The organism is Acinetobacter sp. Marseille-Q1623 (assembly GCF_902809895.1).
GTDB classification, from domain to species: Bacteria; Pseudomonadota; Gammaproteobacteria; order Pseudomonadales; family Moraxellaceae; genus Acinetobacter; species Acinetobacter piscicola_A.
The window spans coordinates 217265-234689 of the sequence record NZ_CADDWG010000001.1 but is presented as its reverse complement, the minus strand read 5'-3'; the positions used below and the strand labels follow the sequence as shown (position 1 = coordinate 234689).

12 protein-coding genes and 1 pseudogene are annotated in these 17425 nt (G+C 37.9%); 6 read left to right on the top strand and 7 right to left on the bottom strand.

Features of this window, described 5'->3' with window-relative positions:
• Nucleotides 1–391: 391 nt before the first annotated feature.
• On the top strand, nt 392–1381 hold the full coding sequence (locus HUV91_RS01085; protein ID WP_111860377.1) for a LysR family transcriptional regulator: 990 nt from the start codon (nt 392–394) through the stop codon (nt 1379–1381).
• 125 nt (nt 1382–1506) lie between these two features.
• Nucleotides 1507–2832, top strand: coding sequence for a hemolysin family protein (locus HUV91_RS01080; RefSeq protein ID WP_130074688.1), 1326 nt, complete (start codon nt 1507–1509; stop codon nt 2830–2832).
• A gap of 72 nt (nt 2833–2904) precedes the next feature.
• Here HUV91_RS01080 and HUV91_RS01075 read toward each other — a convergent pair whose 3' ends face one another.
• The 5 genes from HUV91_RS01075 to HUV91_RS01055 form a co-directional block, all read right to left on the bottom strand.
• Complete coding sequence (locus HUV91_RS01075; protein ID WP_174492247.1) at nt 2905–3408, bottom strand: hypothetical protein; 504 nt, start codon at nt 3406–3408, stop codon at nt 2905–2907.
• A gap of 191 nt (nt 3409–3599) precedes the next feature.
• Nucleotides 3600–4592 (bottom strand): NAD(P)H-quinone oxidoreductase, encoded by a 993-nt coding sequence (locus HUV91_RS01070; RefSeq protein WP_174492246.1) that lies wholly within the window; start codon nt 4590–4592, stop codon nt 3600–3602.
• 96 nt (nt 4593–4688) lie between these two features.
• Entirely contained in the window at nt 4689–5951 is a 1263-nt protein-coding gene (locus HUV91_RS01065; protein WP_174492245.1) for a tetratricopeptide repeat protein, read from the bottom strand.
• A 246-nt stretch (nt 5952–6197) separates the two neighbouring features.
• Entirely contained in the window at nt 6198–6986 is a 789-nt protein-coding gene (locus HUV91_RS01060; protein WP_174492244.1) for an SDR family NAD(P)-dependent oxidoreductase, read from the bottom strand.
• Nucleotides 6987–7073: 87 nt separating this feature from the next.
• Nucleotides 7074–7766 (bottom strand): hypothetical protein, encoded by a 693-nt coding sequence (locus HUV91_RS01055; RefSeq protein ID WP_174492243.1) that lies wholly within the window; start codon nt 7764–7766, stop codon nt 7074–7076.
• Nucleotides 7767–8137: 371 nt separating this feature from the next.
• Here HUV91_RS01055 and HUV91_RS01050 point away from each other — a divergent pair, with 371 nt between their 5' ends.
• On the top strand, nt 8138–11032 hold the full coding sequence (locus HUV91_RS01050) for a valine--tRNA ligase (protein ID WP_174492242.1): 2895 nt from the start codon (nt 8138–8140) through the stop codon (nt 11030–11032).
• Nucleotides 11033–11325: 293 nt separating this feature from the next.
• On the opposite strand, the pseudogene HUV91_RS01045 reads toward HUV91_RS01050, so the two are convergent.
• Nucleotides 11326–12284 (bottom strand): annotated as a pseudogene (locus tag HUV91_RS01045) (IS5 family transposase).
• Nucleotides 12285–12673: 389 nt separating this feature from the next.
• On the opposite strand from HUV91_RS01045, the gene HUV91_RS01040 reads away from it, so the two are divergent.
• From HUV91_RS01040 to HUV91_RS01030, 3 genes are all read left to right on the top strand, one after another.
• Nucleotides 12674–13903, top strand: a complete 1230-nt coding sequence (locus HUV91_RS01040) for a tyrosine-type recombinase/integrase (RefSeq protein ID WP_174493566.1) — start codon at nt 12674–12676, stop codon at nt 13901–13903.
• A gap of 361 nt (nt 13904–14264) precedes the next feature.
• Nucleotides 14265–15752 carry a PAS domain-containing sensor histidine kinase gene (locus HUV91_RS01035; protein WP_174492241.1) on the top strand — a complete coding sequence of 496 codons (1488 nt, stop codon included), beginning with the start codon at nt 14265–14267 and terminating at the stop codon, nt 15750–15752.
• Nucleotides 15743–16390: a response regulator transcription factor gene (locus tag HUV91_RS01030; protein ID WP_121974352.1), complete on the top strand. Its 648-nt coding sequence runs from the start codon at nt 15743–15745 to the stop codon at nt 16388–16390. Before HUV91_RS01035 ends, HUV91_RS01030 begins: the two co-directional genes overlap by 10 nt.
• A 42-nt stretch (nt 16391–16432) precedes the next feature.
• On the opposite strand, the gene HUV91_RS01025 is transcribed toward HUV91_RS01030, so the two are convergent.
• Complete coding sequence (locus HUV91_RS01025) at nt 16433–17425, bottom strand: 2Fe-2S iron-sulfur cluster-binding protein (RefSeq protein ID WP_174492240.1); 993 nt, start codon at nt 17423–17425, stop codon at nt 16433–16435.

Here is a 17425-nt window from a genome sequence, read left to right as displayed (position 1 = left end):
ATTAAACAACTTTTTAATTTTGTGTAATTTTCATGCATTTTTAAATTTTAAACCGCATTATACTTAAGTCTTGGGGCGGCAAAAAATTGTTGAAATTGTCTTTTAAATACCTATTTATTCACAGCCGATAATTTCGACTGCAAAAAATATATATTTTTCACACCATATATAGAGCAATAAAATACTATGGTTCAATGTAAATTAACTTTATAGAGATTAAAATCATTAGAAATGAGCGATTGCTTTATTAGGCGATCACTTCAAGTAGATTGACCACACTAGAATCTAGAATAAAGTCAAAGCTGAGTTTTTTTATCTCGATTTAACACAAAACTATTTGCTTATGGCATAATCCTCGTGATTTTAAAAATTTATTTTCGGTATTTTTTATATGAATCTTGAGCGGGTTGATCTCAATCTCTTAATTTATCTTGATGTGTTGTTACGTGAAAAAAATGTTACACGTGCAGCAGAGCAATTGGGTGTCACTCAACCGGCAATGAGTAATATTTTACGTCGTTTACGTAATTTGTTTAATGATCCACTTTTGATTCGTTCTTCTGAAGGGATGACTCCGACAGAACGTGCTTTAGAATTACAGCCTCGTATTCGAGATGCGCTCTCAGATTTATCCATGATTTTGGAACCCCGTACCGAGTTCCGACCTTATACATCTAATCGTGTTTTTCGTATCATGACCTCTGACTATGCTGAAGCAACTTTAGTGCCTCGCCTTGTCAAAGCCTTACGTTCTGAAGCACCGAATGTGGTACTCGACTTTTTAACACCGAGTGATGTGTCCTATCGTGATATGGAACAAGGAAAAGTTGATTTAGCCATTAACCGTTTTAATGAAATTCCACAAAGTTTTCACCAAGTTTTAGTATGGCGTGATAGCTTCTCTTGTCTTTTAAATGGGAAACACCCTGCTGCCAATAATTTAAACTTAAAAAGTTATTTAGATGCACAACATATTTGGGTATCTAAAACAGGTATGGGCGTTGGCTTTGGCGTAAATCCTGAGAAACAAGCAGGCTTAGGTTGGATTGATCAAGCACTTGAGCGGATTGGTCAAAAACGTAAAATTTCGGTATTTACCCGTCATTATCAAATGCCTGCGTTATTGGCATCTAATGTTGACTTAGTTGCCACTCTCCCGACTCGTATTGCACGTTTACAAGCCAAAAGCCAAAACTTATTAATCAAAGATCCACCGTTTTATATTCCAGAGTTTGAGTTAAAAATGGCTTGGTGTCCTTTACTTCACCATCATCCTGCACATCGTTGGTTACGCCAACTTATTTTATATGTTGCACGTCAAATGATCGAAGAAGAAAATCGTGAATTTATGTTGAATAACTCACAATTTTCACATTATTAATGATCTAATTATTACGATTCTTCATTTTCAGCTTATACTAAGCACCCAAGAGGATAAATAATTTATGCTCTTGGGTGCTTTTGTGTTAAAAATATTCATAATAATCAAGATCCACAGGTGGATTCGTGAGCCTATTTCAAAATATTGTCATTATGGCACTCCTCATTACAGGTGCAGGATTTCTCTCTTTAACTGAGATTGCACTTGCGGGTGCACGTAAAGTTAAACTCAAAATTCTTGCTGAAGCTGGAGATGAACGAGCACAAAAGGTTCTAGATTTACAAGAAAATTCAGCAGATTTTTTTGCAGCATCTCAGATTGGTTTAAATGCCGTTGCCATCTTAGGTGGTATTTTAGGTGAAGGTGCTTTCCGACCTTACTTCCTTGAGTTTGTATCTCATTTTTATACAGGTCCTTGGGCTGACACCATCAGTTTTTCACTATCATTCACTTTGGTGACGTCATTATTTATTTTATTTGCAGATCTGATGCCGAAACGTTTGGCGATGATTGCACCTGAAAAAATTGCCGTCTCAGTGATTGAACCGATTCAAATTTTTATCGTGATTTGTAAACCCTTGGCTTGGTTTATTAACATGATTGCGAATTTATTATTTCGTTTATTTAAGATCAATACGACTCGAGATGACAATATCACTTTTGATGATATCTCAGCTGTGATGGATGCTGGTGCACAAGCAGGTGTCTTGCAAAAACAGGAACACCATTTTATTGAAAATGTATTCGAGCTTGAAGAACGTAATGTTCCATCTAGTATGACTACACGTGAAAATGTTGTATTTTTTACATTAAAAGAATCAGAAGAAAGTATTCGTCAAAAACTTGCCGAATATCCTTATTCTAAGTTTTTGGTGTGTAATAACAACATTGATGATGTCATTGGCTATGTCGATGCTAAAGATATTTTGGTTCGTATTTTAAATAATCAGTCTTTATTACAACTTAATGAAAATACTATTCGTAACGTTTTAACCATTCCCGACACATTAACTTTATCTGAATTACTTGACCGTTTTCGTTCAACCAAAGAAAAATTTGCTGTGGTGATTAATGAATATGCGCTTGTTGTCGGTGTCATCACACTTTCAGACATTATGATCACGGTGATGGGAGACTGGGTAACACCGATTGAAGCAGACCAACAAATCATTAAGCGCGATAATAATTCTTGGTTGATCGATGGCAGCACCCCGATTGAAGATTTAAAACATGCACTTGCACTTGATGAAATGCCTGACGAAGAAAATTATGAAACTCTCGCAGGTTTTATGATGTATAAACTACGTAAAATCCCACGCCCTGCCGATACAGTTATTTTTGATGGGTATAAATTTGAAGTTGTCGATGTCGATCATTTTAAAATTGACCAATTACTCGTCACACGCTTACTAGAAAGAAGTGAAGTCGAACCGCCTGAGACAAGTGCATAACGAGATTTTTCGCATAACGCCAATGTCTAAAAAAAAAGCACCATCTAATGGCGCTTTTTTCATTTGTCTTTTTTAATGTTTTTCAATTAAACGATCTAACACCGCTTGATAGTGAATATTAATATCTTCATCTAAAATTTTGAATGCGCTGTCAAATTGCACCATTGGCCAACCTTCTTTCCAGAAGGGAAAAATATTATGTAAATCATGAGTGACTTTTGCATCTTCACGTAAAATTGCTTGTGCAACTTGTCCTAATACTTGTGCTGTTTCGGCACCATCAATCGCTAAGTAATCAATACCTTTGGCTTTTAAAATACGAATACGGTCTTTTTTATAACGAATTTTTTTAGCTTGCGCATCATTTAAATGCAAAGCCATTGTAACTGCTTCAACGAATTTATCTTCAAAACTTTGATGAAGGGCTACCAATGCCTGTTTATGTGCTTCTTGACGTCCTGCTTTTCCGCCTTCACGAATGATTTTTTGTGCTTCAATATTTAATTGGTCAGATTTCATTGACTGTAAAATATCTAAAATTTCAATATCGCTGAGTGCAGCAGAAGAATCTGTCATGGGAGTCCTAAAAATACAAAAAATTTGAATGGCTATTTTCGCATAATTTTAAAATTAAATCAGAGTTAAAATTTGAAAATTGTAGTATCCGCACATCACAGCATTGTTATAGCGTTGGTCTAGTCTGTGTAGATTACATTCCCCTACACAGAACACATTTAGACACTTTTCACGTTGAAATGCTTTAAGTTTTAAAGCACTTCAACCACAACTTTACCAATATGCTCGCCTGTGTCCATACAGGCATGTGCAGCTTGAATTTGGTCAAATTTAAAGGTGCGATAAATCATCGGTAGACATTCACCTTTCGCCCAAAGTGGAGCGACATGCTCCATCAATCCTTTGGCAATTTCAGCTTTTTCAGCGGTATTGCGGGCACGCATCGTTGAACCTGTTATCGTCAAACGCTTCATCATAATTTGACCTAATTTCACATCTTTGGCTTTGGCTCCACCTAAAAATGCAATATAGACCAAACGCCCATCACGGCGTAACAAATTGAGATTTTTTTCTAAATATGGCGCACCCACCATATCTAAAATTACATCCACCCCACTGTTGCCATTTTTTTCATTAATGACTTGCTCAAAATCTTGCGTTTTATAATTAATTGCATCTGTTAAGTCTGAAATGGCTTGGACTTTTTCATCCGAACCTACTGTAGCAAAACTTTTTAGACCCCAAGATTTACATAACATCAATGCAGTTGTACCAATCCCACTTGCACCACCATGTACAAGCACTGTTTCACCTGCTTTGGCATTGCCCATTTGAAATACATTTGCCCATACGGTAAAAAATGTTTCAGGAATCGCTGCTGCTTGTACAAAACTAACACCTTGTGGAATTTGAATCGTTTGACTTTCAGGTACAACACAATATTCAGCATAGCCTCCACCATTGGTTAGACCACAGACCTTGTCACCCACTTTAAACTTAGTGACATCGCTGCCTACAGCCACAACCTCGCCTGCAACTTCCAAACCTGGCACAGGTGTAACACCTTTTGGCATTGGGTATAAACCTTGACGCTGCAAAATATCAGGGCGATTAATCCCAAAAGCATGTACTTTAACCAAGACCTCATCTACTTGTGCTGTTGGCACTGTAACTGTTTCATAGGCAAGTTTTTCTACGCCGCCCGGCTCAGTAATAATGATCTGTTGCATGCTTGTTTGTGACATCTATTTTCCCTATAAATAACTTTTCAAGTTATGCCTATTTGAACATAAAGCCACATAAGTTTGAATAACAATGGACTTATGTATATTTATCTTACATCAGTAACTATTTATTTTCTTAGGTTGAGTTTCAATATACCATTCACCACGATTCAAATGATCGGTATAAATTTTAGGAAGCATAATATTAAATACGTTACTTTCAACATAAACATCATATTCACAAATTGTGTGTTGATTTTCATCTTTTAAAGACCAAATTAACCATGTATTTGGCTCAAATGAATGTTCTACTTGTACCTTCCATCTCGCTTCAATACGACCAATATGAAAATTTTCATCATATTCATTTGTTTGTAATGGAAAATCTAACGCTGTAGCATCATACTCTTGACTATCATGGATCAAAATACTTTGTGCGGCTGTAGGCCAAATACAATATCGTAGATAGTGCTGATCCATTACCCGTTCAATCAGATGTCGATCCCGAGCTAAAAATTGGCGTATATCTTGCTCAATATCAGGGAAAATACCTGAACAACCGGCAAACATTCCTGCTAATAATAACTCTACATGATCATATGAATCATGCATACAGTGAAAATAACAATCTGACTCAATCCATGCTTGAACCGCCGCACGCTCTTTATAAGATAAAAATGAGTCAGCATCACGGACTAAAAAACGTTTTACTTGTGGATCATGCATGACAAAAAAGCGCCAATATAAACCTGAAAGCTGTCTTTGCTCTTCATTCACATAAATGATCTGTGCACCTAATGCTTTTAATCGTTCTACAATTTTGCGTGGTACACTTTCATCAATATAAAAACGACATGTCCATTCAGGAAAAATGTCCTTCGCAAATTGAGTATTTAATACTGCCCCTTCACAATAACGTGGTAAATCACCATATAGAGAGTAACTAATAATATTTTCAGATGGTTCTTGTGGGTTGAATTGTGGTGGTGCAGTCTGAGGAAGGCTTAATCTTTTTTCATGCTGCACTGCATCTTTTTTTGCTTGATTTGCTAAACGTCCATAATATTTTTGTTGCTTTCTGTCATTTAAAAAATAACATACTTCACTCATTGCATCGTAAGTATTAATTTCTACAGTATGAGGATGGTATTGTATCGCTTGTTGCAAATAATCATATGCGATTTGATAATTTCCTAATCGCATTTCTGTGATCGCTAAATCACACAAAACATTTTGATGTGAAGGAACAACTTCTATCAGCTCTAAAAGTTGTTGATTAGCACTCAAATAATCACGATTTTTAAATGCCTTTTGGATCTGCTGCGCTTTACTGGCCAAAAATTGATTAAGTTGTGCTAAGGTCATTTCACTATTTAACATATTACCATTTTTCACTTAATTCAATTTTTATCATATAAGAATAACTTTACAATACAAAGCTCTAACCACTGCATCTTATATCGAATAAACATAATCGTGTTTATATAATGCAAGTACTTGATACTGCTGACCATCAAACTTTAGGATCATTTTTTGTTGCGATGACAAGTGTGAAAGAGAAATTCACACATTATTTTTAGAACAATATTCGTGTAAATTTCTACCACCCTGTTTCAATCAATAAATTTATTTCACTTTCATTTTCCGAATCATTTTATATAAAATTTTCGGTGAAATGCGCGATACCAATACACCCAGTTTTTCTTTGCGTCCCCCAACCACAATAAACTCCTCACCTTTTTGTAAAGCCTCTACTGTTTGTTGTGCAAACTCATCTGCATCTAAACCATTTTCAATGGCTTCATCCTGATGACCTTGCGGCTTACCTTCACCATTCAATGCATTAAAAGATACATTGGTTTTGACAAAACCTGGAAAAATCACCGAAACATTCACACCGTCTTTGGCAACTTCGGCACGCAAACTATTTGCCCACATATGAATCGCGGCTTTTGCTGCCGAATATGACGCACGATATTGCGTACCAAGTAAACCCGCAATACTCGACACATATGCAATTCGACCTGATTTCTGTTTTAAAAAGGTCGGTAATACCGTTTTCGTTAAAAAGACTTGTGAAAAATAATCAATTTCCATAATAGCACGTTCAGTTTGCATAGTCGTATCTGCAATCAATGCCCGTTGACTGAGACCCGCATTATTAATCAACCAATCAATTCGACCCGTTTCTTTGAGCACTTGCTCATAAGCATGACGAACTTGTGATTCATTGGTGATGTCCATGGCAACTGAAATATGACGATCTGGATTGAGCAAACTCACACGAACATTTTCCAACTCGTCTAAACGGCGTGCGCTCAGCACCACCTGTGCACCTTGTAACGCACATTCTTTGGCTAATGCTTTACCTAAACCTGATGAAGCACCCGTAATCCAAACTACTTTTCCTTCCATGAAACTACTCTCTAAAGCTTTGATTTTAAATATGCCATGAAAAATATGACCAGCAAAGTCATTTATAAACTGTTAGCATCCACTCAACTATACACGTACCAAGAAGCTGTTAAAATGTTTTGCATAATGCTGTGCTTTTTCAGCATCACCTGCCTTATATTCATCCCCTACCTTTTCTAGGCGTTTATACCCTGTACTGGTAATCATATTAATGACACCATTTAAAGTTTTATCGACCACAAAATTAAATTTTAATAAGGTTTTTGGATCTCGAATAAACTCAGAAATGCCCAAATCAATAATTTTGATTAAATTTTTTAAAGTAGCGGGGAGCGCTTGAAGATTCCCGTCTAAAACCTGTTGAATATTTTGACTCGCTTGCTCACCTAAATGACGGTCTAACATATAGTACATATAAATCTGTTCAGAATTAGAGGGGTCAAATTTCTGCAAAATATGATTTGCCACAGGCTTTAGCCGATCATTTCCAAAAAATGAAATCGACCATGGCATATATTTTCGTAATGCACTTTCAATTTGCTCAAAAATTTGTTCGGCTTCTTTTAAACTTTTTTGGGCTTTCGCATCTAAGTTTTTGCCCCGTTTTTCTTCGATCAAACGCCCAAAAACCTGATCTAAAACCTGACAAGACATATCTGTAAAAATCGTGCCTAATTGTTTAGATAAATTTTCTTTATCGCCCTGATTTAAACGTTCAGTGACATTTTGCAGTGCTTGATAAGTTGAAGTTTCAATTGCTAAGTTAATTTTATAAGTCATACGAATTTTCCTTTTTGTTAATATTATGGGGCAATCAATGGTGACAAAATATTAGCAAAGCTTATCATGATATGCATTGGCTTTTCTTCATTGTTTTTACATTTTAAAAATACATTAAGTCACTGATTTATCTATTTTTTAAAAATATTTATTGTAATACTGACCAACTTTTCATGTCATTTTTCAACTTGCATGACTGTTGTGATGACTCTATTCATCGATAAAATTTTGTTGCGCAAACTTTGATACTCGCTCAGTGAAGCTTACTCCCCAACCAGCACGTTCTATACACTTGATGAGAATCCCCCACTTAGGAAATTTATTTGCTACAATGAATCTAATTTTTCACTCACTTTTGATCTGTTTTTACTATGACTGATTCAGCGCAAAATATTGCTACAACCTACGATCCGACTGAGATCGAGAGAAAATGGTACAAGACTTGGGAAGAGAATGGTTATTTCCAACCTTCTCGTAAAGGCGACTCATTCTGTATCATGATTCCGCCACCAAACGTCACAGGCAACTTGCACATGGGTCATGGTTTTAACAATGCCATCATGGATGCCTTGACACGTTATAACCGTATGTCTGGTAAAAATACCTTATGGCAACCGGGTACAGACCATGCGGGTATTGCAACGCAAATGGTGGTTGAACGTCAATTGGGCGCACAAAATATTAGCCGTCATGACTTAGGTCGTGAAAAGTTCATTGAAAAAGTTTGGGAATGGAAAGAACAATCTGGTGGTAACATCACGCGTCAAATTCGTCGTTTGGGTTCATCTGTAGATTGGTCACGTGAACGCTTCACCATGGATGAAGGTTTATCTAATGCAGTCAAAGAAGTTTTCGTAAAACTGCACGAAGACGGTTTGATCTATCGTGGCAAACGTTTGGTGAACTGGGATCCAAAACTACAAACTGCGTTGTCTGACTTAGAAGTTGAGTCTGATAAAGAAGAACAAGGTTCATTGTGGCACTTCAAATATTTCTTTGAAGATAAGTCACTACGCACACACGATGGTAAAGATTATATCGTGGTGGCAACCACTCGTCCTGAAACATTACTTGGCGATACAGCAGTTGCAGTTGCACCTGATGATGAGCGTTATGCACACCTTGTGGGTAAAAATATTATCCTCCCAATTACAGGTCGTGCGGTTGCCATTGTTAAAGATGAATATGTCGATAAAGAGTTTGGTACAGGCTGTGTAAAAATCACCCCTGCGCATGACTTCAATGACTATGAAGTGGGTAAACGATGTGAACTCGCGATCATCAACATTTTCAACAAAAATGCTGAAGTATTGGCTGAGTTTGAATATATCGCAAAAGCGGGCGAACAAATTTCTAAAACTATTCCTGCACCTGCAGAATACGTAGGTTTAGAACGTTTTGCTGCACGTAAAAAATTGGTTGAACAAGCTGAAGCTGAAGGCTGGTTAGATCAAATTCAACCTTATACATTGAAACCACCTCGTGGTGACCGTTCAGGCGTGATTGTTGAACCTCTACTCACAGACCAATGGTATGTGAAAATTGCACCGCTTGCTGAGCCTGCGATTAAAGCGGTTAAAGACGGTGACATTAAATTTGTGCCTGAGCAATACAGCAACATGTATATGGCGTGGATGAACAACATTCAAGATTGGTGTATTTCTCGTCAATTGTGGTGGGGTCATCGTATCCCTGCTTGGTACGATGCCGAAGGCAATATCTATGTCGGTCGTAACGAAGAAGAAGTTCGCGCAAAACACAATCTGCCTGCTGATCTTGCACTGAGCCAAGATGAAGATGTACTGGATACATGGTTCTCTTCTGCGCTTTGGACATTCTCAACTTTAGGTTGGACTGGCGATGCTGAGAAAGATAAAGAAAACTATTTCTTAAATACTTTCCACCCGACGGATGTATTAGTGACTGGTTTTGACATCATCTTCTTCTGGGTTGCACGTATGATCATGTTTACGTTGCACTTTATGAAGAATGCAGATGGTACGCCACAAGTCCCGTTTAAAACCGTGTATGTGCATGGTCTAGTTCGTGATGGCGAAGGTCAAAAAATGTCGAAGTCTAAGGGTAACGTCCTTGACCCATTAGACTTAATTGACGGTGTTGACCTTGAAACTTTGGTACAAAAACGTACCACTGGTTTAATGAACCCGAAACAAGCTGGAAAAATTGAGAAATCGACTCGTAAAGAATTCCCTGAAGGTATTCAAGCTTATGGTACAGATGCGGTTCGTTTCACGTTCTGTGCGCTTGCAAATACGGGGCGTGACATCAAATTCGACATGAAACGTGTTGAAGGTTACCGTAACTTTGCCAACAAGATTTGGAATGCTACCCGTTTCGTTCTGATGAATGTTGAAGGTCAAACCATTGGTCAAGACGTTCGTCAAGACCTTTGGGAACTGCCTGAACAATGGATCGTGAGCCGTTTACAAAAAGCGGAACAAGCGGTTCAGCAAGCCTTTGCGACTTATCGTTTGGACTTGGCTGCGCAAGCGATTTATGAGTTCATTTGGAATGAATACTGTGACTGGTATGTAGAGCTGACTAAGCCTGTTCTGAATGATGAAAATGTGTCGACTGAGCGTAAAGCAGAAGTTCGTCGTGTTCTTCTTGCAGTGATGGAAGCTTCTTTACGTCTTGCTCATCCAATCATGCCGTTCTTGACTGAAGAAATTTGGCAAACGCTTGCACCTATGATCGGTCTTCAAGGTGAAAGCATCATGTTGGCGCAATACCCTGTTGCCGATGCAGCGAAAATCAATGAACAAGCTGAAGCAGACATGCAATGGCTTCAAGGTTTGATTGGTGCGGTGCGTAACATCCGTGGTGAGATGGGCTTAGGTAATGCGCGTTTGTTACCTGTGCTTCTACAAAATACCACGGATGCTGAAAAAGCGCAGATCGCACGTATTGAACCATTGTTTAAGGCATTGGCAAAAGTTGAAAGTATTACTTTCCTTGCAGATGCTGAGCAACCGCCATTGTCATCGTCTTCTGTAGTCGGTCATGTGTCTGTATTTGTTCCAATGAAGGGTTTAATTGATCCTAAAGCGGAATTGAGTCGTCTACAAAAAGACTTAGACAAGGTTCAAAAACAGCATGACCAAATTGCCACTAAACTTGGCAATGAAGGTTTTGTCGCGAAAGCACCTGCTGCTGTGGTTGAAGGTGAGAAAGTAAAACTTGCTGAGTTTGCTGACCAGTTAGCGAAGATTAAAGCGAATATGGAGCAGATTGCAGCGCTTTGATGCTGTAGCTTGATCTTAGAAAGCCACCTTTAGGTGGCTTTTTTTGCTTTATGATTTATAAATATATCTATTAAAATTAATCAGATATTTAATGATGAAAATTTCAAAAATACGTATTAAAAACTTTCGAAGCCTTAAAAATATCGATTTAAAACCTTCACATATGATTTGTATTATTGGCTATAAAATTATTCTTGAATGGCTCAAAAATTAATATCAATGATTATTATGATTCAAATTAACTTTGTTACACAAACATTCAAAAGCTAAACTCCCCCCCAAGTTATCCAAATTTAAGTGACAACTCGGGTATGAGGTCGACTCAATGCCGTAAATTTATTTAATACTGCCACACGTGTATGCATCTCATCGACTTGGCTTTGGAAATTTCTTGCACTGAGTTTATCGCCCGAGAAACACTGTTTCGTAAGATTTGATGCAATGCATTTTGGTTTCGACCAAACTTCGGCGATGATAGCCTGACCATTTTTTCCATAGTGTTCTCCCTAAACGTTTAACTGTTCGAAGTGATTCATTTCGCTCTAGCGAGCTGGTCTTTGTATCTTTCCAAAGTTTCGTATTTTTTCTTGGTGGAATCACCGCATGCGCTTGTCGCTCTGCGATGACCTGACGGCATTGCTTGGTGTCATAAGCCCCATCAGTATAGACCGAGTCAATCTGTTCTTCTTGTGGAATCTGATCCAGTAAATCACCAAGCACCTGTGAATCACTCATATTGTTGGTTGTGAGCTGAATAGCGCGTATTTGAAGAATTTCAGCATCAATACCAATATGTAACGCCATTGGCGACGATATTCAGGCTGATGTTTTGTACGTTTCTATTAGCCTTCACCTAAAAACTTTAAGCCAGTAGAATCAACAAGTAGATGGAGACCATTACTGCTTTTTTGATAGTTAATCGCAATATCAATATGCTTTTGTCTTCTACAAATAGTGGAATACGAATATCGCTGATATTCGGGGCTGTCCAATCTAATCCACAAAGTTTAATCAGACCTTGAACAAAGCCTGTGACCATACGTAAAGACAAACGGAATAGAGATTTAATCATCAGACAGCATTGGATAGCAACATCAGAATAGGTTTGATTTCGACCATGTTTGCCTTTTGGTTAAGCATACCATTGAGTTTTGGGATCAAACCAAATAGAAATATTTCCTCGATTTATTAATGCTCTGTTATAAGAAGACCAATGGGTTGTACGATAGATTTTAGGTGTGAGCTTATTCATTTAAGAATTATAATGTTGAATAAGCCTTTAAGAGTAGGTTTATGCAACAAAGCCATCTGTAACTAAAATCTAATTCAATACAAAGCAATTTGATCAAAGCTAAATGAATCCAATACTTAATGTGGGGTAAATATATAAGCAATAAAAAAGCCCTTGTAAAAACAAGGGCTTCTTTAAATATTTGGCGGAAGCGGTGTCCGTATAACAACTATCCCAACCAGTCCAATGAAATATTATAAACACATATTTTACATATACTTAAATAATTCACCATCCTAACCTGTCTTGTCTAACCCTATTAATTCCAGTATTTTATGAGGGGTAAGTTGTGGGGTAAATAAAGACATGCCAAAAAATCAAAGGAACTCTCTGCACTCAGTGTAGCAAAAATTAAAGCAACAGGTCGACACTCTGTAGGAGGCGTTGATGGTTTATGCCTGAACGTCGAAGGTAATTCCCGTGTCTGGATTTTACGTGCTGTGGTAGGCAAACGGTTAGATAAAGATGGGAAGCTAAGACCTCATCGCCGTGATATTGGGATTGGCCCCTACCCTGAAGTTTCTTTAGCTGAAGCTCGTGCTAAAGCCACTGAATTAAGATTACAAATACGAAATGGTATTGATCCAATTGCGTATAAACAAGAACAACTTGAGAAGTTTCATATTCAAAAAATGCGCGATAAAACATTCCGTGAATGCGCAGAAGTTGTTATTACTAATAAAACCCGTGAACTCAAAAATGAAAAACATATCGGACAATGGACATCTACATTAGAAACCTATATCTATCCAACTCTAGGTAATATTAGTATTGGTACAATTACTAAAGTTGATATTGCTGAAGTTCTTAGACCTATCTGGACTGAGAAGAACGAAACAGCTAAACGTATTCGTGGTCGTATAGAAACCATTTTTGATTATGCTAAGGCCATGGGATATTTTGTTGGTGATAATCCTGCTGAATGGAAAGGTAATCTTGAGCCAATCTTGGGGAATGTAAAGCAGGAATCACGCCCTCATCCATCGTTACCTTATGAACAGGTTTATGAATTCATTCAACATCTGAGACAGAAAATAGGAATTTCACCTAAAGCTCTAGAATTTGCAATTTTAACAGCCTGTCGTTCTGGTGAAATTTTTGGAGCTAAATGGCAGGAAATTGATTTCAAGAATAAGGTTTGGATTATTCCTAAAGAACGAATGAAAGCGGAAAAGGAACATCGAGTTCCCCTATCTAAAGAAGCCATTAATTTGCTTAAATCAATTCAACCTTATAGTCAGCCACAAGAGTTTATATTCCCTGCACCGCGTAGTGGTGAAATGCTGTCTGATATGTCATTAACCACATTAATTAAACGTATGCATGAACAGAAGTTTAAAGAAAATGGCTTAGGCTATATTGATCCTAAACAAAATCGAGTGATTACAACACATGGTTTTCGGTCTACTTTCCGTGATTGGTCAGCAGACAAAACTGATTACCCTCGTGAAGTCTGTGAACATGTCCTTGCACATAAACTGCCTGACGAAGTTGAGGCTGCATATTTACGTGGAGCTTATCTTGAAAAACGTAAAGGCTTAATGGGGGATTGGGCTGAATTTTGTGAAAATAAAACATAAATGGCATAAAATTAATCCCATTAGTGATATAGATTAAAAAATATCTCCTTCGAATTTTATGAGGGATTAAACTTATTTAATGAGAAGTTCAATCATTTAAAGTAATCCCGCTTATCTACGCAAATTTAAGTAACAATTTAGATGTAATAGAAACCTAAATAACCTCGAATTTTGCAATCACTATTCAATATTTCACATGCTTTATTACATATGTTTAAAGTATATAATCTAACCTTTCATGTCATTGCATCATACACCTCATTCATGCAATATAATATCATATAACAACAATGTTTTATCAGTCACGATAATCCATCACCTCTACCCGATCGCAGGAAGCCATCTCAGGTAAGGACATAGAATGACCAGTTTAAATTATTATCAAACCATTTTTGATAAAGCAGGCGATGCCATTTTTGTACATGATATTGGCAGTGTACAATTCATGGATGTGAACGAGGCCGCTGTTGTGCTTACAGGATATAGTAAGTCTGAACTGACTCACATGAACGTTGAAAAGATCAGTGCTTTTCATCAAGGTTTCGATTTACATCATGCACTTAAAAAAGTTCAACAAGTAGCAGCGTCTACAGATGAGGCTATTACTTTTGAATGGCTCATTGAGTCAAAAGATAAGCAAAAAATACCAGTTGAAGTCTGTTTAAAGACAGTTGAAATAGAGCAACAGCCTAAACTTTTGGCTTTAGTTCGTAATATTAGTGAAATCAAAAAATATCAGTACGCACTTCAGTCTAAAGACCAATACTTTAAAATTTTATTAGAAAATTCTGCTGATGGTATTGCTATTCTAGACCCTCAAGGCAAATTATTATATGCAAGTGCCTCTTTACAGCGCATTTTGGGGTATCGTGATCGCTTTGTTTTAAACAAAAATGTGTTGAGCGTTATTCACCCAAATGACAGAACCGCAATACGCCAGACTTTGTTTAAACATCCAACGCAAATTTACGATGGTGTACTGCATTATCGTATTTTGCACCACAATGGCGAATGGCATCACCATGAAGCTAGTTTTAAAAATTTACTAAATCATCCTAATATTCAAGGAATTTTAATCAATTATCGTGATATTACGGAACGTATTCAGGCAGAGCAGATTGCCCGTACCCGAGAAAAACAACTGGGACATATGTCACGCTGTAAAACTATGGGCGAGCTTGCAACAGCTCTAGCACATGAGCTAAACCAACCCCTTGCCGCGCTCAACAACTATGTGGGCGGCAGTATTATTCGTATTCAAAATGGTCTAGCGAATACCCCTGAAACCATTGCAGCATTAAATTCAGCCTTGGATCAAACTCAACGAGTAAATCGCATTATTCATAGTATGCGGAGCTTTTTACGTAAAGGTGAAGCCAATTTCCAACATCACTCACTCAACAGCCTGATCCAAGATTTACATCCATTAATTCGGTTAAAAGCAGAACAAGGTGACTGTAAAGTTCATTACGAACTAAATGTACACCCTCTTTATATTCAGGCTGATGAAACGCTATTTAGCCAAGTCATCATTAATCTCGTTTTTAATGCAGTCGATGCCTTACAAAAAAACCCTGTCAGTCAGCGCGATGTTTACATTCGCACATGGCAATACAATCAATACGCCCGCATTGCGATTGCAGATAATGGTCCTGGTTTACAAGGACAAAATCCAGAACAACTATTTGAATCTTTTTATTCAAGTAAAAGTGACAGTATGGGCATTGGTTTAACCTTATCGCGCAGCATTATAGAAAGTCACCAAGGTTATCTTTGGGTCTGTGAAGGTGATACCGGTGCAATCTTTAATATTTCTTTGGCAGCAAAGGAGCGTGCAAAATGTATGTAGCCAATTCTGAAGTTTTAGAGCCCATTGTCTATATTATTGATGATGATCAAGATATTTGTAATTCATTAACATGGTTACTCGAATCGGTACAATTGGAAAATAAAACCTTTAACAGCGCCACTGAATTTTTAAATTATCAACGCCCGCATACCCCCGCCTGTTTGATTCTAGATATTCGTATGCGGGGCATGAGCGGTTTACAACTACAGCAACAATTAAATCAGCAGAAAATCCGTATGCCCATCATCTTTATGACGGGTCATGGCGATATTCCAATGTCTGTCAATGCCATGAAAGCAGGTGCTTTTGATTTTCTGGAGAAGCCATTTAACCCACAACATATGCTGAATCAAATTCAAGCATCATTGCAACTTGCAGAACAAAGCTTCATTGAAGAAGAAAAACGCCAACAACAAATGGTCAAACTGAACTCATTGTCTCCGCGTGAAACCGAAATTATCAATTTGATGGTCGATGGATTATCAAGTAAACACATCGCGCAGATGCTCAATATCAGTCATAAAACGGTAGAGATTCATCGCACGCATATCCGTCAAAAATTAGGGACTGAGTCGATAGCGCAAATTATTAATATGGTGTTGTTGTGTCGGGAAAAATCTATACCAGCGATGGGTTAACCATCGCTAGATTGAAAATTTTCAGCAGGATCATGATTGTTTTTAGAAGAAACGATCGAAATGTATTTGTTGTTGCGGAATCCCTGCCCGATGCGCCATCTGCTCAATCGATTGCACCATCGGCGGCGGTCCAGCGCAATATATTTCATGTTGAATCAGCTGCTCACCTAAGACTTCATTGATAACATCATGGATAAATCCTGAACGAATACCGTCTATCAGCTCCAAAGATGTCGCAGGCACATAATTCAGCCGATCACCCAGCTCCGTCCATTCACGAAGTTGGTTTTCTGTAAATAAGTCACGTTGTTCACGCCCGCCATGAAAAAACCACACTTTATGATGTTGTAAATGTGGATTTACAGCCACACCTCGTGCAATCGCAAGCATAGGCGCAAGCCCTGAACCGCCTGCTACACAAACAATCGGGCGTGGCTGCTCTTGTAAATGTGCTAAACCATAAGGTCCATCCATCTGAATTTCAGCTTGCTGACGCGATTGCTCATCAAACAGCAAATTGGTCATTTTACCCTCAGGTACACGGCGTATTTGAAATACCCAAACACCCTCATCATTGGGCAAATTTGACATGGAATAAGCACGTAATAAGGTTTGATTTACCCAAATTAAGGCGTATTGACCAGGAATAAACTGTGCAGGTTCATCTGACTGTAAATGCACTTCTAAAATATCATGTGTGACAAATTGCACATGCTTTAACGTCACCTTTTTCTTCTTTGGCAACACTTTTGGCACACACTGTTCATCTAAACGAACTTTGATAACACAGTCAGATTTGGGGCGACATTGGCACGCCAACAGCCGTCCTTTACGTTTGTCACGGTCGCTTAAACCCGGGGCATCTTCCCACAAGTTTTCCACTTCACCCGACAAAACTTCAATTTTACACGTCCCACATCCACCTGCATTGCACTCATACGAAATACCCAGCCCTTCGCGCAACCCCGCTCTGAGTAAGACATCATCAGGCGCACATTGAAAATCACCTTGACCATCAATTTGAATGTTATACAT

Excerpts from the sequence above, each read along its gene's own strand:
- HUV91_RS01085 (WP_111860377.1), top strand. The coding sequence starts at position 392 with ATGAATCTTGAGCGGGTTGATCTCAATCTCTTAATTTATCTTGATGTG.
- HUV91_RS01075 (WP_174492247.1), bottom strand. The coding sequence starts at position 3,408 with ATGACAGATTCTTCTGCTGCACTCAGCGATATTGAAATTTTAGATATT.
- HUV91_RS01070 (WP_174492246.1), bottom strand. The coding sequence starts at position 4,592 with ATGTCACAAACAAGCATGCAACAGATCATTATTACTGAGCCGGGCGGC.
- HUV91_RS01065 (WP_174492245.1), bottom strand. The coding sequence starts at position 5,951 with ATGTTAAATAGTGAAATGACCTTAGCACAACTTAATCAATTTTTGGCC.
- HUV91_RS01060 (WP_174492244.1), bottom strand. The coding sequence starts at position 6,986 with ATGGAAGGAAAAGTAGTTTGGATTACGGGTGCTTCATCAGGTTTAGGT.
- HUV91_RS01055 (WP_174492243.1), bottom strand. The coding sequence starts at position 7,766 with ATGACTTATAAAATTAACTTAGCAATTGAAACTTCAACTTATCAAGCA.
- HUV91_RS01050 (WP_174492242.1), top strand. The coding sequence starts at position 8,138 with ATGACTGATTCAGCGCAAAATATTGCTACAACCTACGATCCGACTGAG.
- HUV91_RS01035 (WP_174492241.1), top strand. The coding sequence starts at position 14,265 with ATGACCAGTTTAAATTATTATCAAACCATTTTTGATAAAGCAGGCGAT.
- HUV91_RS01030 (WP_121974352.1), top strand. The coding sequence starts at position 15,743 with ATGTATGTAGCCAATTCTGAAGTTTTAGAGCCCATTGTCTATATTATT.
- HUV91_RS01025 (WP_174492240.1), bottom strand. The coding sequence starts at position 17,425 with ATGTATAACATTCAAATTGATGGTCAAGGTGATTTTCAATGTGCGCCT.